At 68.7% G+C, this 20,742-nt stretch carries 19 protein-coding genes; 12 read left to right on the forward strand and 7 right to left on the reverse strand.

Annotated features, from left to right (window positions below):
- Positions 1 to 56 precede the first annotated feature (56 nt).
- Positions 57 to 761, forward strand: a complete 705-nt coding sequence (locus AS031_RS00525; protein ID WP_058266208.1) for a redox-sensing transcriptional repressor Rex — start codon at positions 57 to 59, stop codon at positions 759 to 761.
- Positions 762 to 850: 89 nt separating this feature from the next.
- Here AS031_RS00525 and AS031_RS00530 read toward each other — a convergent pair whose 3' ends face one another.
- The 3 genes from AS031_RS00530 to AS031_RS00540 all read right to left on the reverse strand — a co-directional run bounded on the left by AS031_RS00530 (position 851) and on the right by AS031_RS00540 (position 2,942).
- Positions 851 to 1,705, reverse strand: a complete 855-nt coding sequence (locus AS031_RS00530) for a Yip1 family protein (RefSeq protein ID WP_058266209.1) — start codon at positions 1,703 to 1,705, stop codon at positions 851 to 853.
- A 113-nt stretch (positions 1,706 to 1,818) separates the two neighbouring features.
- Complete coding sequence (locus tag AS031_RS00535; RefSeq protein WP_058266920.1) at positions 1,819 to 2,283, reverse strand: hypothetical protein; 465 nt, start codon at positions 2,281 to 2,283, stop codon at positions 1,819 to 1,821.
- 110 nt (positions 2,284 to 2,393) lie between these two features.
- Positions 2,394 to 2,942, reverse strand: a complete 549-nt coding sequence (locus AS031_RS00540; RefSeq protein WP_058266210.1) for a YceI family protein — start codon at positions 2,940 to 2,942, stop codon at positions 2,394 to 2,396.
- 216 nt (positions 2,943 to 3,158) lie between these two features.
- Between AS031_RS00540 and AS031_RS00545 the strand changes: the two genes are divergently transcribed.
- The 10 genes from AS031_RS00545 (at position 3,159) to AS031_RS00590 (ending at position 17,193) form a co-directional block, all read left to right on the forward strand.
- Entirely contained in the window at positions 3,159 to 3,839 is a 681-nt protein-coding gene (locus tag AS031_RS00545) for a histidine phosphatase family protein (RefSeq protein WP_058266211.1), read from the forward strand.
- Positions 3,840 to 3,842: 3 nt separating this feature from the next.
- On the forward strand, positions 3,843 to 4,454 hold the full coding sequence (locus AS031_RS00550) for a TlpA family protein disulfide reductase (RefSeq protein ID WP_176716487.1): 612 nt from the start codon (positions 3,843 to 3,845) through the stop codon (positions 4,452 to 4,454).
- A 15-nt stretch (positions 4,455 to 4,469) separates the two neighbouring features.
- Positions 4,470 to 5,225 carry a cytochrome c biogenesis CcdA family protein gene (locus AS031_RS00555; protein WP_058266212.1) on the forward strand — a complete coding sequence of 252 codons (756 nt, stop codon included), beginning with the start codon at positions 4,470 to 4,472 and terminating at the stop codon, positions 5,223 to 5,225.
- The gene (resB, locus tag AS031_RS00560) at positions 5,225 to 6,979 is read left to right on the forward strand and encodes a cytochrome c biogenesis protein ResB (RefSeq protein ID WP_058266213.1); all 1,755 of its coding nucleotides are present in this window, start codon (positions 5,225 to 5,227) and stop codon (positions 6,977 to 6,979) included. Before AS031_RS00555 ends, resB begins: the two co-directional genes overlap by 1 nt.
- Positions 6,979 to 8,058 (forward strand): c-type cytochrome biogenesis protein CcsB, encoded by a 1,080-nt coding sequence (gene ccsB, locus AS031_RS00565; protein ID WP_058266214.1) that lies wholly within the window; start codon positions 6,979 to 6,981, stop codon positions 8,056 to 8,058. The genes resB and ccsB overlap by 1 nt, the downstream gene beginning before the upstream one ends.
- Before the next feature lie 202 nt (positions 8,059 to 8,260).
- Entirely contained in the window at positions 8,261 to 10,333 is a 2,073-nt protein-coding gene (locus AS031_RS00570; protein WP_058266215.1) for an Hsp70 family protein, read from the forward strand.
- A 1-nt stretch (position 10,334) separates the two neighbouring features.
- A complete protein-coding gene (locus tag AS031_RS00575; RefSeq protein WP_058266216.1) occupies positions 10,335 to 12,371 on the forward strand; it encodes a LuxR C-terminal-related transcriptional regulator in 2,037 nt (678 codons plus the stop codon).
- A gap of 164 nt (positions 12,372 to 12,535) precedes the next feature.
- Entirely contained in the window at positions 12,536 to 13,696 is a 1,161-nt protein-coding gene (locus AS031_RS00580; RefSeq protein ID WP_058266217.1) for an IniB N-terminal domain-containing protein, read from the forward strand.
- Between the two features lie 117 nt (positions 13,697 to 13,813).
- Complete coding sequence (locus AS031_RS00585; RefSeq protein ID WP_058266218.1) at positions 13,814 to 15,706, forward strand: dynamin family protein; 1,893 nt, start codon at positions 13,814 to 13,816, stop codon at positions 15,704 to 15,706.
- Positions 15,703 to 17,193, forward strand: coding sequence for a dynamin family protein (locus AS031_RS00590; RefSeq protein ID WP_058266219.1), 1,491 nt, complete (start codon positions 15,703 to 15,705; stop codon positions 17,191 to 17,193). The genes AS031_RS00585 and AS031_RS00590 overlap by 4 nt, the downstream gene beginning before the upstream one ends.
- A gap of 2 nt (positions 17,194 to 17,195) precedes the next feature.
- Here AS031_RS00590 and AS031_RS00595 read toward each other — a convergent pair whose 3' ends face one another.
- Positions 17,196 to 17,822, reverse strand: coding sequence for a hypothetical protein (locus AS031_RS00595; RefSeq protein WP_074446892.1), 627 nt, complete (start codon positions 17,820 to 17,822; stop codon positions 17,196 to 17,198).
- Between the two features lie 5 nt (positions 17,823 to 17,827).
- Positions 17,828 to 18,214 (reverse strand): PLD nuclease N-terminal domain-containing protein, encoded by a 387-nt coding sequence (locus AS031_RS00600; protein ID WP_058266220.1) that lies wholly within the window; start codon positions 18,212 to 18,214, stop codon positions 17,828 to 17,830.
- 62 nt (positions 18,215 to 18,276) lie between these two features.
- Between AS031_RS00600 and AS031_RS00605 the strand changes: the two genes are divergently transcribed.
- Complete coding sequence (locus tag AS031_RS00605) at positions 18,277 to 18,588, forward strand: DUF4229 domain-containing protein (RefSeq protein WP_058266923.1); 312 nt, start codon at positions 18,277 to 18,279, stop codon at positions 18,586 to 18,588.
- A gap of 12 nt (positions 18,589 to 18,600) precedes the next feature.
- On the opposite strand, the gene AS031_RS00610 is transcribed toward AS031_RS00605, so the two are convergent.
- Positions 18,601 to 19,482: a 1,4-dihydroxy-2-naphthoate polyprenyltransferase gene (locus tag AS031_RS00610; protein ID WP_058266221.1), complete on the reverse strand. Its 882-nt coding sequence runs from the start codon at positions 19,480 to 19,482 to the stop codon at positions 18,601 to 18,603.
- 75 nt (positions 19,483 to 19,557) lie between these two features.
- The gene (locus AS031_RS00615) at positions 19,558 to 20,733 is read right to left on the reverse strand and encodes an AMP-binding protein (RefSeq protein WP_058266222.1); all 1,176 of its coding nucleotides are present in this window, start codon (positions 20,731 to 20,733) and stop codon (positions 19,558 to 19,560) included.
- Between the last annotated feature and the right edge of the window lie 9 nt (positions 20,734 to 20,742).

Genomic DNA, 20,742 nt, shown 5'->3' on the forward strand with positions numbered 1-20,742 from the left:
GGCGCCGGGCGCGGGCATTTAGAGTGGATGCACAACGCAATGCAAGGGAGGAGCTGGTGACGTCGCTGGACTCAACTCCCCATGCTGTCCCGGACCTCCCGGGCGCCACGGGTACCCCGGCCAAGCAGATTCCGCCCGCAGCGGTGGCGAGGCTGACGCTGTACCTGCGCGCCCTTAATTCACTGCTGGCCGACGGCGTTGAACGGGTTTCCTCCGAATCTCTCGCCGAAGCCTCCGGCGTCAGCTCGTCGACCCTCCGCAAGGACCTTTCCTACGTCGGGTCCTACGGCACCCGCGGCGTGGGCTACGAAGTCCAGTACCTGAGCCGGCATATTGCAGCGGCGCTGGGACTAACCCATGACTGGAAGGTCGCCATTGTGGGGGCCGGCAACCTGGGGAAGGCCCTGGCCAGGTACGGTGGATTCGAATCGCGCGGTTTCGACGTGGTGGCCATCTTCGACGCCGACCAGATGGTGGTGGGCAACGAGGTGGGCTGGCTGCGGGTCAGCGATGTGGCGGACCTGGAGGCAGTGCTGCACCGGACCGGAGCCAATATGGTGGTCCTTGCCCTCCCGGCCGCCGTGGCCCAAGGGGTCTGTGACCGCGTGGTGGCCGCCGGGGTGCGGAGCGTCCTGAGCTTCGCGCCCGTGATGCTGCAGGTTCCGGAAGGGGTCAACCTGCGCAAAGTGGACATGGCCACCGAACTGCAGATCCTCGCCTACCACGCCCAGCGGGCGCAGGCGCCGGAGCAGACAGCCTGAGGGACCCGCACGACGCCACGCGTCCGCTCCCGGACGACAAAAAGCGGCCCGGGATGCCTGCGCATCCCGGGCCGCTTTTCTGTAGTGGGTTAGCGGCCGTAGGGGCTGCCGAAGCCGCCGCCGTACGGGTTGGCGAAGGGCTGCTGCTTGCGGAAGTACGGGGCCGCTGCCGGCAGGTACAGCAGCACAATGGCCGCAATGCCCATCAGCGTGCCCAGCGTGCCGATCGAGGGGACACTGAAGAGGCTGAACACGGACAGGGCCGCGAAGACCGTGCCCAGGATGCGCGCCCAGTTCTTGCCCTTGCGGACAAAGAAGGCCACCAGCAGGTAGAGCCCGGCTCCAATGATCGCGAAGACCACCAGGGTCCCCGCAATGACGCCCTGGATGTCATCATAGGTCACGCCGCTGGCGCCGCCGGCGGCCATCTGGTCCTCGAACGTCTGGCGGAACAGGGGATCGTCCAGCTGGGTGAGACCCAGCAGCATCGAGATGACGAAGATCGCGCCGGAGGCGATCAGGAGCCAGAACGAGATATTGACCAACTGCGGCACGCCGTTGCTGCCGGCGGCCTGGGGCTGCTCGGAGGGATACGGCGTGTACGGCGACTGGCCGAACTGCTGGCCCTGCTGGCCGTAACCCTGGCCTGCGTTCTGGCCATACTGGGGGGCGTTCTGCCCGAACTGCTGCCCGGCGTCCTGGCCGTAACCCGGGCCTGCGTTCTGTCCAAACTGCGGCGCGTTCTGGCCATACTGGGGAGTGCCCTGGCTCTGCTGGCCGTACTGCGGAGCGTTCTGCCCGTACTGCGGCGGGTTCTGGTCCTGCCGGGAATCCTGGCCGTACTGCGGTGCGTTGGACCCGTAGCGGGGCGGCTGGTTACCGGGCTCTCCGTTGCCGGACTGGGGATCGTTGGATGAGGGAGGCGGGACAGGGGGAGTGCTCATGAGCGGTCCTTCTGCGGGTTGGGCTTACTGGCGGGTTGCCGAGGATCGGTCCAGTGCCCCTACCCCCAGCATGACTTAAAGTCCACCGTACCCCCGGCCGGCGCGGTTGGGGATCATTCGGCAGAGGTATTCCGGCCGGGTGCCCCGCGGAACCAGGCCTGCGGCCGGGGCAGCCACATGAGGACGGTGGCCGCCAGGGCAACGAGGAACGCTATCCAGTTGCCTGCCTGGCCGGCGCCGGAGGCTCCGTTGACCACGGCGAGGACCAAGGTGATGGCCGCCAGCACCGTCAACGCCACCCTGGCCCACGCCCTGCCGGCCTTCAGCCGGAAGGCAAACACCACCTGGGCAACCCCCACCGATGCGGCCAGCAGCATCAGGATCAGCACTGCCGTGGCGGCAGCCGGTGCCGCGGCGAACAGGACCAGGGACCCGAGCATCCCCAGCAGGCCGCCCAGGACGGACAGGACGCCGCCCGCGAACCAGATCCAGAACGAGACCTTCAGCTCCACGGGCAGGCCGGCGAGGGAGAACAGTCCTGCCGCACCGCTGCGGGGAGCCCTGGAGAAGTTGGTCATGGCGTTCACTGTAGCGCCGCCGTCGTTCCCTAACGCCCCGGAAATGCAGGAAGCCCCGGCACCTGGCCGTGGAAGGCCGGTGCCGGGGCTGGTCCCGTGCGGAGCAGCGGCTAGGCTGCGGGAGCGATGAAGGCCAGTTCGAGGTTGATGGCAACCTTGTCGCTGACCAGCACGCCGCCGGTCTCCAGGACGGCGTTCCAGGTCAGGCCGAAGTCCTTGCGGCTGATGGTGGTCTCGGCGGAGACGCCGGCGCGGGTGTTGCCGAACGGATCCACGGCCACGCCGTTGAACTCGGTCTCCAGCGTGACGGGGCGGGTGACGCCCTTGATGGTCAGGTCGCCGGTGAGTTCGTAGCTGTTGCCCTTGGCCACCAGGCCGTTGGAGACGAAGGAGATCTCCGGGAACTTCTCCACGTCGAAGAAGTCCTCACCCTTGACGTGGCCGTCGCGGTTGGCGTCGCCGGAGTCGAAGCTGGCGGTATTGATGGTGGCGTTGATCTTCGAAGCGGCCACGTCCTCGGCGAGTTCAAGCGTGGCGGCGGCCTCGGTGAACTGGCCGCGCACCTTGCTGATGCCCGCGTGGCGGACGGTGAAGCCGATTTCGCTGTGCGAGTTGTCGAGGGTCCAGGTGCCGGTGGTGACGTCTGCGGGAAGTGCCATGGTGCTGCTCCTTGTGTCTGGATGACTGATCGGGTCTGTCAGGTTGATCGTGCCGTTGAAGCTTCATCGGTTGAAGTCTCAACTAACTTGCTGCATCCAGTATAAACATGCATTTGCATGTTTTGTTCCCGGCGGTGGAACATTTCTTCAAAAACTTCAGTTCTACTCTGTGTAGAAGATTTCGGATCGAACGCCATCTTTGAGAAACTGGTAAACATGCCCCAAGCCACTGTCCATCTGCTCCGCCATGGCGAGGTCCATAATCCGGACGGCGTCCTGTATGGACGGCTGCCCGAATTCCACCTCTCCGAGCTGGGTCGGGAGATGGCACGCATGCTCGCGGAGCACTTCCGCCAGAGGGTGGAAAACGGCGCCCGCATCACGTACCTGGCGGCCTCGCCCCTGGACCGTGCCCAGGAGACCGCAGCCCCCACCGCCGAGGCCCTGCGCCTGCAGATCCACACGGACGCGCGCATCATCGAGGCCGAGAACTACTTCGAGGGCATGAAGGTCACCAAGGCCGAACTCCGCCGGCCCAGGCACTGGCCCCGGCTGGTGAACCCGCTGCGCCCGTCCTGGGGCGAGCCCTACAAGCAGCAGGCAGCCCGCGTCATGGAAGCGGTCCAGGAAGCCCGGCTGCGCGCCATCGAATCCGCCGACGGTGACTTTGGCGCCGCTGGCCCCGAAGCCATCATGGTCAGCCACCAGCTCCCCATCTGGGCCACCCGCCTCAGCGCGGAAGGCAAGCCCCTTTGGCATGACCCGCGGAAACGCGAATGCACCCTCACGTCCATCACGTCCCTGGTGTTCGACGACGACGGCAGCCTCCTGCGCGTCCACTACAGCGAGCCGGCGGCGTCCCTTCTTCCCGGTGCCGCCAGCACCCCTGGAGCCTAAGCAGTGACCCACAAAAACCTCACCTCCCGCCGCAGCGTGCTGGCTGCCGGCGGCCTCGCCCTGACCGCCCTGACCGTGGGCCTCACCGGGTGCGCGCAGGAAGATGCCCTCGCGCAGCAGGCCAAGGCCGGAGACAACAAGAACTACGTGGCCGGCGACGGCTCAGTCACCGAGTTCGCGGCCGCGGACCGCAAGGACGCCGTCCAGGTCAACGGCACCCTGTTCAACGGCACCACGGTGTCGCCCGCAGATTTCCAGGGCAAGGTGACGGTCCTGAACTTCTGGTTCGCCGCCTGCGCCCCGTGCCGGGTGGAAGCGCCCATCCTCGAGGAACTCCACCAGGAGTTCAAGGACCAGGGCGTGCAGTTCTTCGGCGTGAACCTCCGCGACGAGAAAGCCACCGCCGAGGCGTTCGACAAGACGTTCAACCTCACGTACCCCAGCTTCGATGACAAGGACGGCGGAGTCCTGCTGTCCGTCTCCGGACTGGTCCCGCCAGGCGCCGTCCCCACCACCCTGGTCCTGGACAAGCAGGGCCGGGTGGCCTCCCGGGTCCTGGGCGAAATCCAGAAGGGCACACTGAAGGCCCTGATCACTGCCGCCGTGGCTGAGTAGCGGCGGCGCGGTACCGTGAACAGCCCCTTCGCCGAAGCCATCCTGAACGGTTCGCTGCTTCTTGCCATTCCCGTGGCGCTGCTGGCCGGACTGGTGTCCTTCCTCTCTCCCTGCGTGCTGCCCCTGGTGCCCGGCTACCTGGGCTACGTCACCGGGCTGAGCGGCGTGGACCTGCAGAAACAGCGCCGCGGCCGGATGTTCGCCGGGATCGGTCTGTTCGTGCTGGGCTTCTCCGTCATCTTCGTCCTGCTGGGCGGGGCTTTCGGGCAGCTGGGCACCCTCATTACCGGCTCGCAGAACGCCTGGATCACCCAGCTGCTGGGCGTCGTGGTGATCATCATGGGCATCGTCTTCATGGGCGGCCTCAGCTGGCTCCAGCGTGACGCCAAGATCCACGCCAAGCCGCCCGCCGGCCTGTGGGGTGCCCCGCTGCTGGGCCTCACCTTCGGCCTGGGGTGGGCGCCGTGCATCGGGCCCACCTACTCGGCCGTCCAGCTGCTCAGCCTTTCCGGGGGATCCTCAGCCGCCAAGGGCGCTTTCCTGGCCTTTGTCTACAGCCTCGGCCTCGGCATCCCCTTCCTGCTCATCGCACTGGCCCTGCGCCGCGGACTTGGCGTCATGGCGTTCTTCCGCAAGCACCGGCTGGCCATCCAGCGGATCGGCGGCGGCATCCTGGTGGTGCTGGGCGTCCTGATGGCCTCCGGGGTCTGGGGCGCCTGGGTGACCGAGCTGCAGTACTGGTTCCAAACCGACGTGAAGTTGCCGATCTGATGAGCGAGCGTGTGAACGTGAAGAAGAAGACCTCCGCCCCCGCTGAGGCGTCCACGGTCTCCAGCGCCAAGGCCGATGCCGCGCTGCCCTCCCTGGGTCCCAAGGAAATGCTGCGCTGGGCCTGGACCCAGCTGACCAGCATGCGCACCGCGCTGTTCCTGCTGCTGCTCCTGGCTGTGGCCGCCGTTCCAGGATCACTGTTCCCGCAGCGGCCGGCCAACCCGTCGGTGGTGACCCAGTACATCAAGGACCACCCGGACTACGGCAAGCTGCTGGACACCCTGCAGCTGTACGACGTCTATTCCTCGGTATGGTTCTCCGCCATCTACCTGCTGCTCTTCATCTCGCTGATCGGCTGCGTGGTGCCGCGTGCCATCGCCCACTACAAGGCCATGCGCTCCCAGCCGCCCCGCACGCCCAAGCGGCTGTCCCGCCTCCCCGAGTACGGCACGCTGATCATTCCGGCCGACGCCGGGATCCCGGCGTCGGACGCCATCCGCAGCGCCGCGGGGGTGCTGAAGAAGCGCGGCTACCGCGTTGAGGTAAGGGACGACGACGGCGCGCGGCCGTCCCTGGGCGCCGAGCGCGGCTTCATGAAGGAAGTGGGCAACCTCGTCTTCCACACGTCGCTGATCGGTGTGCTGGTGTCCGTGGCCATCGGCGGCCTGTTCGGCTACAGCGGCCAGCGGATCCTGGTGGAGGGCGACACCTTCGTGAACACCTTGGTGGGCTACGACCAGTTCACGCCGGGCACCAACTTCCAGTCCAGCCAGCTGCAGCCCTACTCCGTCCAGCTGGACAAGTTCGACATCACCTTCGACCGCGAATCGCAGGGCAAGTTCGGCCAGCCCATCGACTTCTCTGCCGCCGTGACCACCAAGGAAAACCCGGACGCGCCCGCCAAGAAGGAGACGCTGAAGGTCAACGACCCCATCACCCTGGGCGGCACCAGCATCTACCTGACTGGCAACGGCTACGCACCCGTGGTGACCATCCGCGACGGCGACGGCAACGTGGCCATGCAGGGGCCGGTGGTGGCCAAGCTGCAGGGCGACAACTACTACTCCTCCGTGGTCATCAAGGTCCCCGACGCCAAACCCGAGCAGCTGGGATTCCAGGGGTTCTTCCTTCCCACCGCCTTCGTCACGGACCAGGGCGTGTCCTTCAGTGGGGACCCGGAGCTGTTCAACCCGCAGCTGTCCCTGAACTCCTACTACGGCGACCTCGGACTGGACAGCGGTGCCCCGCAGAACGTCTTCGAGATCGACGTCAAGGACCTCACCCCGCTGAACGCCCGCAACCTCGACGCCGGCGGCATCACCTTGGCACCGGGCAGCACCTACACGCTCCCGGACGGCAAAGGCTCCATCAGCTTTGACGGCGTGAAGAGGTACGTGGGCGTGGACATCCACCACAACCCGGGCCAGCTCTACGCCCTGATTTTCGCCCTCCTGGCCGTCGCCGGCCTGATCCTGTCCCTCTACGTCAACCGGCGCCGCGCCTGGGTGCGCACCGGAATGCACGAGGACGGCCGGACCATGGTCGAATACGGCCTTCTGGCCCGCGGCGAGGACCACCGCCTGGCCGGCGAGGCCGCGGCGGTCCGGAAGCTGCTCGCCGACGAATGGAACCTCGACGGCGGCGGGCAGCAGGGCAGTGGCCACCAGTCCCAGCAAACTCCCAGCAGCCTCGACGATAATGGCGCAGGCACCCCCACCCCAGCCGGCCCCGCAGGGCCCGATAAGGACCAGTAATGCCGTTTGGAATCAACGAAACCATGGGCCAGTACAGTGAGCTCTTCATGCTGCTGGCCGCAGGCACGTACACCGTCGCCTTCATTGCGTTCGCCTGGGACCTGGCCAAGAGCAGCAAGGCCCTGCATGCCATCGACCTGAAGGCCGCGCAGGCCGGCGAACCTGCCAAGGTGCCCGCCGCTGCCGGGGTGGGCAGCCGTGCCGCATCCGGCGTCGACGGGCCGGCGGACCGTGCCGAGCGCCCGTCGTCGTCCGCTTCGGGACCCGCGGCCGGCGGGGGAGTGGTCACCGCGGGGGCGGACATGAAGTACGCCGCCGAACGCCGTGCTCCCGCCCGCGTGGCCGTGGCGCTCACCATCCTGGGCGCCGTGATCCACGGCGCCGGCGTGGTGACCCGTGCCCTGGGAGCCGGCCGCGTGCCGTGGGGCAACATGTACGAGTTCCTGACCACCGGTGCCTTCGTGGCCATCGCCGTGTTCCTGCTGGTGCTGATCCGCCGGGACCTCCGCTTCCTGGGCACCTTCGTGGTGGGCTTGGCCATCATCATGCTCGTCGCCGCCTCGGTGGCCTACTGGACGCCCGTAGGCCATCTGGTTCCCGCCCTCCAGAGCTACTGGCTGATCATCCACGTCTCCATCGCCGTGCTGTCCTCAGCCCTGTTCACCCTGACCTTCGCCATGTCCGCGCTGCAGCTGGTCCAGTCCCACCGGCAGAAGACCGTCGCCGCCGGCGGCGAAGACAAGCTGCGGTTCATGCGCCTGGTCCCGTCCGCGCTGAGCCTGGAAAACCTCTCCTACCGCATCAACGCGATCGCCTTCATTGGCTGGACCTTCACCCTCATGTTCGGCGCCATCTGGGCGGAAAAGGCGTGGGGCCGGTTCTGGGGCTGGGACACCAAGGAAGTGTGGACCTTCGTGATCTGGGTGGTCTACGCCGGCTACCTGCACGCCCGCGCCACCAGGGGCTGGACCGGAACCCGCGCCGCGTGGCTGTCCATCGTGGGCTACCTCTGCGTGGTGTTCAACTTCACCATCGTGAACCAGTTCTTCAACGGCCTGCACTCCTACTCCGGCCTCTGATACCGCCGCGCCGCGGAAAACCCGTCACAACGCCCTGAACAGGGCTGATACCGCAAGCCCCGCTCCGGCGCCGGGATAGGCCCCGGCGCCTGGCCATCCGACGCACCGGCAGGACTGTTCCCGGTCCTGCCGGTGATGCTACTTTGGTGACGTTCGCCTGTGATGAAGCTTGCTGGCGTTACAACAGTTTTCCGAGGTAGCAATGACCTACGTTCTCGCCGTAGACGTCGGGACCAGTTTCACTGCAGCAGCCGTCGCCCGTTTCACCCAAGGAGCTTTACCCGTTCCGGAGTGCCTGCCGCTGGGGCTCCGCGGAACCTCCGTGCCCTCCGTTCTGTACTACCCGGAGGAAGGCCCCGTCCTGGTGGGCGAGGCCGCGGAGCGCCGGGGCCTCGACTCCCCGGACAGGGTTGTCCGTGAGTTCAAGCGCCGGGTGGGCGATGCCGTGCCCATCTCCGCAGGCACCCTGTCCCTGCCTGCTGAAGAGGTGTTCGCCACCATGGCCCGCTGGGTGGCGGACCGGGCTGCCGAACGGGAGGGGGAACCGCCGTCGGGCATCATCCTCACCCACCCCGCCGCGTGGGGAAGCCACCGCACCGCCGTGGTGACGGCCGCCCTGGCCGCGAGGGGCCTGGAGAACGTCACCCTGCTGACCGAGCCGGAGGCCGCGGCCCTGCACTACGCCTCCCAGGTGCGGGTGGACCAGGGCAGCACCATCGCCGTCTATGACCTCGGTGGCGGAACCTTCGACACCGCCGTCCTGCGGAAAACGGCCGGTGACCGGTTTGACCCCGTGGGCCGCCCGGAAGGCATCGAGGACCTCGGCGGTGCCGATTTCGACGCCGCCGTCTTCCGCTACGTCGCGGAGCACACCGGCGGCGTGCTGGCGGGCCTCGACCCTGCCGCGCCGGGCGTCCTCGCCGCCCTCTCGAGGCTGCGGCGCGAATGCGTCGAAGCCAAGGAGGCCCTGTCCTCGGACAGCGAGACCACCATCCCCGTGCTGCTGCCGGGCTTCCAGCAGCAGGTACGCCTGGTACGGTCCGAGTTCGAAGCACTGATCGAGGAACCGGTCAGGGAAACCGTGGACGCGCTGGAAGAATCGCTGGCCCAGCTGGAGCTGGAACCGGCGGACCTGACCGCAGTGCTCCTGATCGGCGGGTCGTCGCGGATCCCCCTGGTCGCGGAGCTGATCTCCGAACAGCTGGACCGGCCCATCGCCGTGGACGCCGACCCCAAGTCCTCCATCTGCCTCGGGGCGGCGGTGTCGGCCATCCTGGCACGTGCGGTGGCGGCGCGGGAGGCTGCTGCCGCTGCTGCCGTTTCCGCCGCCGGTACGGAGGGCGCTGGAGCGGCGCCGGAATCCGGCGCGCACGGTCCGGTCCGTCCAAGCTGGTCCAGGAAAGGCACGACGGCGGCCGCAGCCTTTGCGGCCGCGGGCCACGGTCCCGCACATGGCCACGGGGGCGCGCACGCGCCCAAGCCAACGGTCCGGCTGACGGCCATCGCCGCCGCGGCAGCTCTCTTCACGGTCCTGTCAGCCACAGCCGCCCAGAGCCCGGGCGGGCTCAAGGACCTGGCTTCCGTGTTTGTTCCGCAGGCAGGAGCGGATGCCGGGGCCGGCGGCGGCCAGGCCGGAGGCGGGGGCTCGGTCACGGGCGCCGGCGGTGCCGCTGCGTCAGGAACGGCCGGCGATGCCCAACCGCTGGCCGGAATCGAAGCCGGCGTGCAGAAGAAGAGGTCCGACTCCGGGCCCGGCCTCGACGTGGAGGCCTCACCCACCAGCAAGCCTTCCGCCGGCGCCCAGGCCGGCAAGGGGCCGGACGGCAGCCCCGCGGCGACCACCCCGACTGCGGGCGCAGGGACCGGGGCCGGGGCGGGGGCAGCCCCCGGGGCGCCCGCTCCCGGCGCTACGTCCGGTACGGCCGGCAGCGGAACGCCCACCGGCAGTGCCGGCGGCGGCACCGTGCCCGGGCCCACCCCCACCACGGGAGCCGGGACGGGTGAGCCCGTCCCTACCACACCGGCTCCGGACCCGACCACCGTGCCGCCCGCGCCGGATCCGGCCACAAACCCTCCGCTGCCGGATCCAACCACCGTTCCGCCGGCACCGGATCCGACCACCGTTCCGCCGGCACCGGACCCCACCACCAACCCGCCGGCGCCCGAGCCGACGCCTGAACCACCCGCCCCCAGCAGCGCACCCGCGCCGGAGCCGGACCCGACCACCGAGCCGGCACCGGAACCTCCGGCCGCGCCCACCGGACCGGCGGCCTAGGATGGCCACCGTGAATCAGCCGGGCCTGAACCATCTGGATCCGTCGCCGCACGCCGCCGAGCTCATGGCCCGGCAGCTCAAGGGCGAGAACGCCGCCGTCCGGGAACTCCTGTTGGCCCTGTCAGTAGGCTTCATGCTGCCCGGTCCGCTCCCGGCAGACCTGCAGCGCCGCATTGACGGCGGCGAGGTGGAAAGCCTCCACGCCCTCGTGGCACGGGCGGAACAGGCAGGTCTGCTGCTGGACGGAACAGTCATCGGCCCGGCCCGGCACGCGCTGCTGACGGTGGCACCCACCGCCAAGGTGCATGCCCTGCAAAGGGAACTGGTGACCTGCTATGTCGAGGACGGCCAGCCGCTGGGTGACTTTGCCCGGGAGCTGGCGCGCGGCGGCCTGGCTGACCTGCGTGTGGCGGCGGAGCTTGAGCACGCGGCGGACAAGGCCCTCGAACACGACCCCGGCCTGGCATACCGGCTCTACGACGAAGCGCTCCTCGCCGGGGCGGATGAAACCGCCACCGCGGCGCGGCGCGCCCAGGCCGCGGCAGCCGACGGCGACCTTGACGCCGCCACCCGCATCATCGACACCCTGCTGGTCAGCGCCGACCCGCCGGACATCCGGCGCGGCGTGGACGTGGCCGCGGCCGTCTGGGCGCAACGCGGCATGCTGGCGCGCAGCGCGGACGCCTACAGCTGGCTGGGTGCTGCCAGGCTCGGGCCGTCGGCGGCCCTGGCAGTGGTTTCCCTGGTGGGCTGCGGCAACCGTGCCGGTGCCGACGCGCTGTTCAGCGCCGATGCGCCGCCGGCGTCGCCGACGCTGCTGGCGGCCGCCATGGCCGGGACGGGCAAAGGCATCCTGCAGTCGCTCTCCGGCGACCCCGAACAGGCCCTGCCCATCCTGATCCATGCCTCGGACATGCTTAACTCGTCCGGCTCCGCGTTGCCCCTGCCGGACACACCCGCCGCCATCGCCGCCACTATGGCGCTGCACAGCGGGGAACCGCAGCTGGCGGAAGCCGTGTGCAAAGCCGCCACGGCAGCAGGCCAGGGCGGGAATGCCGCCAAGCCCCGCCTCTTCCTGCTCCAGGCGTGGTCCGCCATGCAGCTGGACAGAGTGGACGATGCCCGGCTTGCCATGAACGAGGCTTCCAAGGCCAACCACTGGCCCTTGGTCCCGAGGGACCAATTCCTCCGCGCTGCCCTGGACGTCGGGCTTGCCCGGCGCACCGGCGACATCGCCGAGCTGGTCATGGCATGGGAACGGGCGCGGGACGCGATGCTGCACACCTCGGTTGACCTGTACAGCCTGCTTCCGTGGGGCGAACTGGTCATCACGGCGGCCCGGCTCCGCGAAACGCGGCGGATATCCCATTACGTTGACGAGGCAAACCGGCTGCTCAGCCGGCTGGGCGACCCGCCCCTGTGGGGCGTCCCCTTCCACTGGGCTGCGGTGCAGGCTGCCCTGCTCAGCGAGAGCCCGGCGGAGCTTGCCCCGCACGCGGCCGCGCTGGCCCGGGCCGCCCGGACCAGCCACCTGGCAGCGGTGCTCGCCTCCGCCGGCAAGGCCTGGGTGTCAGTCCTGGCAGGGTCCTTCCAACCGGCCGACGTCGAAGCCGCCGCCCGCGCCCTGAACCGGATGGGCATGCCTTGGGAAGGGGCCAGGCTGGCAGGCCACGCGGCGGCGCGGACCGAGGAACGCAAGGACATGGTGCGCCTGCTCTCCTGCGCCAGGGACCTGCACCCGCAGTCAGCGCAGGGTGGAAACGGCAGCACCCCCGGGGAGCCACGTGCGGCCGCCACGGATTCGGGCAACGGCCTGCACCCGGACGGCTCGGGCCTGAGCGAACGCGAAAAGGAAGTGGCGCGGCTGGTCCTGGAAGGCAAGACCTACCGGGAAATCGGGGAAACCATCTACATCTCGCCGCGGACGGCCGAGCACCACATCGCGCGGATGCGGCGCCGGCTGGGGGCGGAGAACCGCTCGGACCTGCTGGCACGGCTGCGGCTTGCCCTGGCCGCCGAAAATCCCCCTCAGGAGTAAACCCCTAATGCCCCTAACCGGCGGCCGCCCCGTTCCCCGGCGGGGCGCCTGCCGGCAGGGGGAACCGGCCCGATGCCCGGTCCGGGAGGGGGCCCGTACGTTGGTTTCAACCCGGCAACGATGCCCGGTGATCCGCAATACCGAGAAGATTGAGGACCACGAAAATGACACTCGCAAACGACCTCGTCCAGTTCCTGATGAGCCTCTTCGGTGACCGCCAGGCGGCGCAGGACTTCCTGGACGACCCGGAGCGCGTCCTGGAGGAGCACGGCCTGGGCGGCGTGTGCTCGGCCGATGTGGACGCAGCCATGCCGGTTGTCCTGGACTACGCACCCATCACCGTCAACGCCTACCGCTTTGACCGCGAGTACACCACTGGCGGCAACAGCGCAGACACCGGGCACAACGGCGGCGGCGGAGGCGCTGTGACCCCGCCTCCGGGCGGCGGCGGAAACGGCGGGCACCACGATCACGACCACCACGATCACGATGACCACGCCCACGCCGTCCAGCAGCTCCACCACGTGGTGAACAACTACTCCTACACCTCCACGGTCGATGACCGCGACAACATCGTGGACCAGTCCGTCAACCAGAACATCTGGGCTGACGGTGACGTCAAGCAGTGGTTCGACAACGACTCCGTCATCGCCTCCGGAGACCGTTCCATCGCCGCCGGCGACGACGCGGATGTGGACGACTCCAACAACATCGAGGACTCCTACAACGACAACTCGGACCACTCGACGGACAATTCCACCGACAACTCCATCCGCGCCGGCGGCGACGTCAACATCGGCAACGAGGAAACGGACATCGACGACTCCTTCAACACCGATGTGGACCTGGACGTCGACGACTCGTTCAACGACAACTCGGACAATTCCGACAACTCGGACAACTCGACCAACGGGTCCTACAACGACAACTCGGACAATTCGGACAACTCCACGGACATCGACGTCGACCTCGACAACGTGGGCAACACCACCGACAACTCGGACAACTCCATCAACACGGACGTGGACATCGAGGACTCCTTCCAGGACAACTCGGACAACTCCACCAACACGGATATCGACGTCGCCCTGGACAACGTCGCCAACACCACGGACAACTCCGACAACTCGAGCAGCACCACCGACAACTCGGACAACTCCATCAACACCGACGTCGAGATCGAGGATTCCTTCCAGGACAACTCGGTCGAGGTCGAGGACTCCTTCCAGGACAACTCGCTCCAGGTTGAGGATTCGTTCCAGAACAACTCCGAAACCGAGACCAACACCGAAATCGAGGTGGAGGACAACACCCTGGTCCTGTAGCACCTGACCGGGCACCAGGCCCGGCAGGAGGGTCCGTCCCTCCTGCCGGGCTCTCCGGCTTATCCCGCGTTCCACTCCGCAGCGCCACGCTCCGGAGCCCGACCCGAAGGACAGACTGTGGCAGAAGCAGGACCGGCCAAGGCAGCACCGGCCACCCCGGAGCAACTGATCAAGCTCGTGGAAAGCGGCCTCCAGCTCGTCGGCGACGGCGACCGCGCGGACCTCCGACAGCGGTTGAACCATGCACTCGGCCGGCTCCGGGACCCGAGCGTGCGCGTCATCGTGGTGGGGGAGTTCAAGCAGGGCAAGAGCAAACTCATCAACGCCCTGGTGAACGCCCCGGTCTGCCCGGTGGACGACGACGTTGCCACCTCCGTGCCCACCGTGGTCCGCCACGGTGAACCTGCCTCGGCCGCCATCCTCGTGCCCACGGCCGAGTCCGACGGCGGCGACGACGCGAAAGTCGAACGCCAGCCGATCCCCATCGAAGACCTCGCAGCCTACGTCTCCGAACAGGGGAACCCGGGCAACAGCAAGAAGCTGGTGGCCGCCGAGGTGTACCTGCCCAGGAAGATCCTGACAGGCGGGCTGACCGTCATCGACTCGCCCGGCGTGGGCGGCATGGGGTCCTCGCACACCCTCACCACGTTGACGGCGCTGCCGACAGCCGATGCGATGCTCCTGGTGTCCGACGCATCCCAGGAGTACACCGAGCCCGAACTTCGGTTCCTCCGGCAAGCCATGCGGATCACGCCCAGCGTTGCCGGGGTGCTGTCCAAAACGGACCTCTACCCTGAGTGGCGGCGGGTGGCGGACATCGACCGCGGGCACCTGGACAACGTCGCACCGGGCATCCCGCTTTTCCCGGTTTCCTCGGACCTCCGGATCGAGGCCGGCCGGCTCCAGGACGCGGAACTGAACGCAGAATCGGGCTTCCCTGCCCTGGTCCGGCACCTGCGCACCGAGGTAGTGGGGAATTCGGAGCGCCTGCAGCGCCGGTCGGTCAGCCAGGACCTGCTCTCCGTCACCGAAAACCTCCGGCTCTCCCTGCAGTCCGAACTTGATGCCCTGGAAAACCCCGAGGGCACCCCCCGGATGATCGCCGGCCTGGAACTGGCGAAAGCCGAGGCGGACGATCTCCGGAAACGCTCGGCCCGCTGGCAGATCACCCTCAACGACGGCATCAGCGACCTGATTGCGGACATGGAATACGACCTGCGGGACCGGCTCCGCCGCATCCAGCGCGAGGCCGAGGCAGCCATCGACCAGGGCGACCCCGGGCCCACCTGGAACGAGTTCTCCACGTGGCTCGAGGAATGCTCGGCCGCCGCCATCTCCGATACTTTCGTGTGGACCAGCGAACGTGCGCAATGGCTGGCCACGCAGGTGGCGGAACATTTCGCCGAGGATGAGGTCAGGCTCCCGGCCCTGCGCGTCTCGGACACCGGCGACGTGCTGGACCCCGTGGACGAGATGCCGGCCCTGGACCCCGGCCGCGTGAACGCGGTCCAGAAGGTCCTGATCGGCATGCGCGGCTCCTACGGCGGCGTGCTGATGTTCGGCCTAATTACGGGGATCTTCGGGATGGCCCTGATCAACCCCCTGTCGGTGGGCGCCGGCCTGCTGCTGGGCCGCAAGGCGTACCGCGAGGACAAGGAGGCCCGGCTCAAGCGGCGGCAGGGAGAAGCCAAGGCCCTGGTCCGCCGCCAGGTGGACGACGTCACGTTCCAGGTGGGCAAGCAGCTCAAGGACCGGCTGCGGCTGGTGCAGCGGTCCATCCGCGACCACTTCACCGGCATCGCGGAGGAGCACCACCGGTCGCTGGCCGATTCCGTGGCCGTGGCCCAAAAGGCGGCCACCACGTACACGCTGCAAAAGGATGTGCGGATCAAGGACATCCGGGCCGAGCTCAAGCGGGTGGACGCCCTGCACGCCGCCGCCGCTGCGGTGGCCGCCGGCGCGGCGGGCGGCAGGACACCGGGAACCCCGGCCATGGCGGCCGCCGGATGACCGCGGCCACCCTTGCCGGCGCCGGGGAGCTGGTGCGCGGTGCCCTGGAGGCCTACGACGGCGACCCGGCAGTTTCCGCGCTGCTGCGGGGGTACGCGCGCAGGCTCGAGGAACCGCTGCGGATCGCCATCGCGGGGATGGTCAAGGCAGGGAAATCGACCCTCCTGAACGCCATCATCGGAGAGGAAATAGCTCCAACGGACACGGGGGAGTGCACCCGCATCGTCACCTGGTACCGGTATGGCCGGACGCCGCGCATCACCCTGCACCCGAAGGACGGGGAACCCCGGATCCTGCCGCTCAAACGCGTGGAAGGGCGCCTGGTGTTCGTCCTGGGCGATGTCCACGCCGAGGACGCCGAACGCCTGGACGTTGAATGGCCGTCACCGACGCTGCGCACCATGACACTGATCGATACCCCCGGCATCGCCTCCCTCTCCGGTGATGTTTCGGCCCGCTCCACGGACTTCCTCACCCCCGGTGACACGCCGTCGGAAGCGGACGCCATCGTCTACCTGATGCGGCACATGCATGCCTCGGACCTGCGGTTCCTCGAGTCGTTCCGGGACACCGGGGCCGGCAGGTCGGGGACCGTGAATGCCCTTGCCGTCCTGTCCCGCGCCGACGAAGTGGGGGCCGGGCGGATCGATTCCCTGCTCTCGGCCGGAGACATCGCCGAACGGTACCGGCGTGACCACAACCTCCGGAAGCTGGCGCTGGGGGTGGTGCCGGTGGCCGGGCTCCTGGCACAGACGGCCCGTAGCCTCCGGCAGCAGGACTTCGCGGCACTCCAGTTGCTGGCGGGCCTGGACCGGGCCGCCCGGGAAAAGATGATGCTGTCCGCCGACCGGTTCCTCCGCGGCACCGAACCGCCGGAACTGACGCCCGGGGCCAGGGAGTCCCTGCTGGCCAGGTTTGGGCTGTTTGGAATCCGCCTCGCCGTGGTGCTCATCCGCAACGGTTTCACGGAGCCCACCCCGCTGGCCCATGAACTGGCCCGCCGCAGCGGCCTGGACCCGCTGCTGGAACTGCTGGGCCGGCAGTTCCAGGCAAGGGCTGAGGCGCTCAAGGCCCGCACCGCGCTGGTGGGCGTCGGAGCGGTCCTGCAGGCTCATCCCAGGGAGGGGACCGCGCACCTGGCCGCGGCGCTGGAGCGGCTGCAGGCCAACGCGCACGAGTTCCGTGAACTGCGGCTCCTGGCCACGCTGCGTACCAGCGGCCTGCCGTTGAACCCGGAACTGGCCGCGGACGCTGAGCGCCTCATCGGCGGGTGGGGTCCGGCAGCGCATGTCAGGCTGGGACTGAAGGCCGATGCCCCGGCGGACGACGTCGCCGACGCCGCCCGCCGCTGCCTGGTGCGGTGGCGGGCCGTGGCGGAGAACCCGCTCACCGAACGCGGGGCCCTGGAGGCCTGCCGCGTGGTGATCCGCAGCTGCGAGGGGGTGCTGGCGGAGGCGTCGGCGCTGCAGCGGCAGCGGTCCGCCTGACCTTACCTGGCCCGGCGGCTCTTCAGCCAGGCGTTCGAGGCCGGCAGGAACAACAGGATGAGTCCTGCCAGGGACAGCAGCAGCTGGGCGCCCCACAGCAACAGGACGTAGTTGGCGCTGTCTCCCTCCGGGATCAGGAATGCTGCCGCCAGCAGCGTTACCAGTGCGTGGGCTGCCAGCAGCGGAACCAGGACCCAGCGGGCCCAGCCGCGCCGGCCCATAACCGCGCCCAGCAGGACGGCTTCGACGCCGATGACCAGCAGCAGCGCCGCCAGACTGCCCCAGAAGACGATGCCCGCTGCCGTGCCGATGGCCTCGGCGTCCCCTCCGGGCGACATCCGGTCCACCACCCCGCGCAGCCTTTCCAGGTGCCCGTCACGGGAGAGGAAGGTCCCCACGAGGACCGCCAGGCCGGCCACGAATCCCAGCACCCACAGTGTCCGGGCGAGTCGCGCGCTACCGGGGGCGGGAGGCACGACGGCGATGGGTGCCGCTGGTGCGTAGGACAGCCCGGGGCGGGGCGGCGGCGAAGCCTGGGGAGCCGAAGGGTGCGGCCGCGGCGGCCCTGACGGAGTTTCTCCGGACGCCGCGGTGTGCAGCCGGTCTTCCCCGTCAGGTTCGTACGCCATGGGCCCTACTTCAGTCCGTCGGTGTCGTGGTCGTTTTCGTGCTTGCCCTTGCCGCCGTCAACGTCCTTCGCCTTGGCATCGAGCTCGTCCTTGAGCTTCTTCAGGCGCGCGGCCTCGGCCTCGTTCCGGCGGCGGACTTCGAGGTTGCGGAGGAACTCCGGGTCGTCATCCGGGGCGGTGGGGTGGCGGTAGGCCTGCTGTGGCGCGGCAGGACGCGGGCGGCCGATCAGCAGCCACAGGATGGCTCCCAGCACCGGCAGGATGATCATGACCACGATCCAGGCGGGTTTCGAAATTCCCCGCGTCAGGCGGCCATCGGTACGGATCACGTCCACGAGGCCATACACGAAGATGACGAGGACTGCCACGGCCAAAGCCACACGGAGGAGCATGGCATCAAGTCTATCGTCCGCGGGCGCAGGGGGCCGTGGGCAGGAGGCGGCTAAACTTGAATGTGGCCTTTTTGAAATACTCCCTGATCCGCCTGGCTCTTTTCGTTCCCCTGTTTGTGGTTTTCCTGCTGCTGCAGCTGGGTGCGCTGCTGTCCGTGGTCTGCGCGGCCGTGATCGCGTTCGCCGTGAGCTACCTCTTTTTCCAGAAGCAGCGGGATGAGGCTACAGCGGCCCTGCACCACCGTTTCTCCGGCAAGGCCAAGCCGATCCGGTCCGCCGGCGAAGTGCAGGACGCCAACGCCGAGGACGCCCTCCTGGACGCCAACCCGGACGTCACCATCAACAACGACCGGAACCCGAAGCCGCGCGGCTAGTCCAGCAGCGGCTCAGAAACCGTGGCTGAGCACCAGGCCCAGTGAGAACAGCAGGCTGTAGCCGAGGTTGATCAGGCCGGTCTGCTTGAGCACGGGGATGAGGCTCTTGCGCTTGCGGCCGTTGATCATCAGCCACGCCGGCATGAGGCAGGCGGGGATCAGCAGCAGCACAATGAGCATCCACGGCCGGCCCGGGGCCAGGATCACCACCAGCAGGATGGCCACCGCGAGCATCAGCACGTAGCTTTCCCGGGCGTGCTTGTCACCCAGCCGCACAGCCAGGGTCTTCTTGCCAGCCTGCGTATCCGTAGGGATGTCACGCACATTGTTGGCCATCAGCAGCGCGGTGGCGATCAGGCCGGTGCCGATGGCGCCGATGACGGCCGGCAGGTTGACCTGCCCGGCCTGGGTGTAGGTGGTTCCCAAGGTTGCCACCAGCCCGAAGAAGACAAACACGAACACATCGCCCAGGCCCATGTAGCCGTAGGGGTTCTTGCCCCCGGTGTAGCCCCACGCCGCCATGACGCAGCCCAGGCCCACCAGGATCAGCCACCAGCTTTGGGTAATGATGACCAGCGCCAGCCCGAACACCATGGCCGCGGCGAACGTTCCGAACGCCGCCCGTTTGACGTGCTCGGGCTTCGCGGCTCCGGAACCCACCAGCCGCAGCGGGCCGACGCGGTCATCGTCGGTCCCGCGGATCCCGTCCGAGTAGTCGTTGGCGAAATTCACGCCCACCTGCAGGAGGAGGGCCACCAGCGCTGCCAGGATGGCGTTGGGCAGAAGGAATGAATCCATCTCGTAGGCGGCGGCGGAGCCGATGAGCACCGGCGCAATCGCGGCGGGCAGCGTCCTCAGTCGGGCGCCTTGGATCCATTGGGCGGCTGTTGCCACGTTCAGTACCTCATGTTGTTTCGTTTGGGCGGCAGGATGCCCTTCAGGCAGGCGCCACGGTGGTGCAGGTCCACTCTACTTTCCCTGGTGCAGGGCGCTGAGTTCGGCGGTCATGGCCATCCGGTCGGGTTTGCCGTTCGGCAGCATTTTCAGGGCGGCGGCGGTGAGGACCGTCTTGGGGGCGGCGAAGCCCAGGTCCCGGTGCCAGTCGCCGCGGAGCGCGGCGACAGTGGAACCGTCCGCCGCGTCGGCGTCCGGTGCGAGTGCCACGTAGGCGGCCACGGCCTGGCCCCACTCCGCGGACGGGACGCCCGCCACGAAGGCCGCGGCGACGGCGTCGTGCTTTTCCAGCGTTTCCTGGACCTCTGCGGCGGAAACCTTCATGCCGCCGGTGATGATCACGTCGTCCGCCCGGCCCAGGACGGTGAGCCGGCCGTCGTCGTCGATGCTGCCAAGGTCGCTGGTGCGGTACCAGCGCACGCCGTCCTCTTCGAAGAAGGTGCCGTTCTCCTCGTCCGGGGCGTCGAGGTAGCCGGCGGCGATGGTGTCGCCGCCCAGGTGGATCCGGCCGTCCCCGGCCACGCGGACGGAGACTCCTTCCAGCGGATATCCGTCGTAGACGCAGCCCCCGGATGTTTCGGCGGACCCGTACGTGGTAACCACCCGGACGCCGGCGTCACGCGCGGCCTCCAGAAGGGCCGGCGGGGTGGGGGCGCCGCCCAGCAGGATGGCGTTGAAGCGCCGCAGCACGGCAAGGGTCTCCGGGGACGGGTCGTCCAGCAGCCGCTGGAGCTGGGTGGGAACCAGCGAGGTGTACCGGATCCTGTCCGTGAGCTCCAGCGCGGCAGCCGTGAAGGCCTCCGGCGTGAAGCCGCCGGACATGTCCATGACCCAGGGCCGGGTCCCGGCGAACAGTGACCGCACCAGCACCTGGATGCCGGCGACGTACTGGACCGGCAGGGCGAGCAGCCACTGCCCCTCGCCCTTGAGCGCAAGCGCGGTGGCCATCGAGGACGCCGCGAGGGACTCCACGGTCAGGACCGTGGCCTTGGGCACTCCGGTGGAGCCGGAGGTGCGGACCACTGCCACGGCGTCGTCGCAGCCCGGGGTTTCGGTGTGTCCCACCACCAGGGCGCCGTCGGGTCCCACGGAAAGCTCGACGGCGGGTCCCTCGCCGTGGAGGGCGGCGGCCAGGGCCTTCAGGACGGGCTCGATGTTGAGGTGGCCGGTATTGGGGGAGGTGCTGTTCATCTGCCGCTC

Source organism: Pseudarthrobacter enclensis (assembly GCF_001457025.1).
GTDB lineage: Bacteria > Actinomycetota > Actinomycetes > Actinomycetales > Micrococcaceae > Arthrobacter > Arthrobacter enclensis.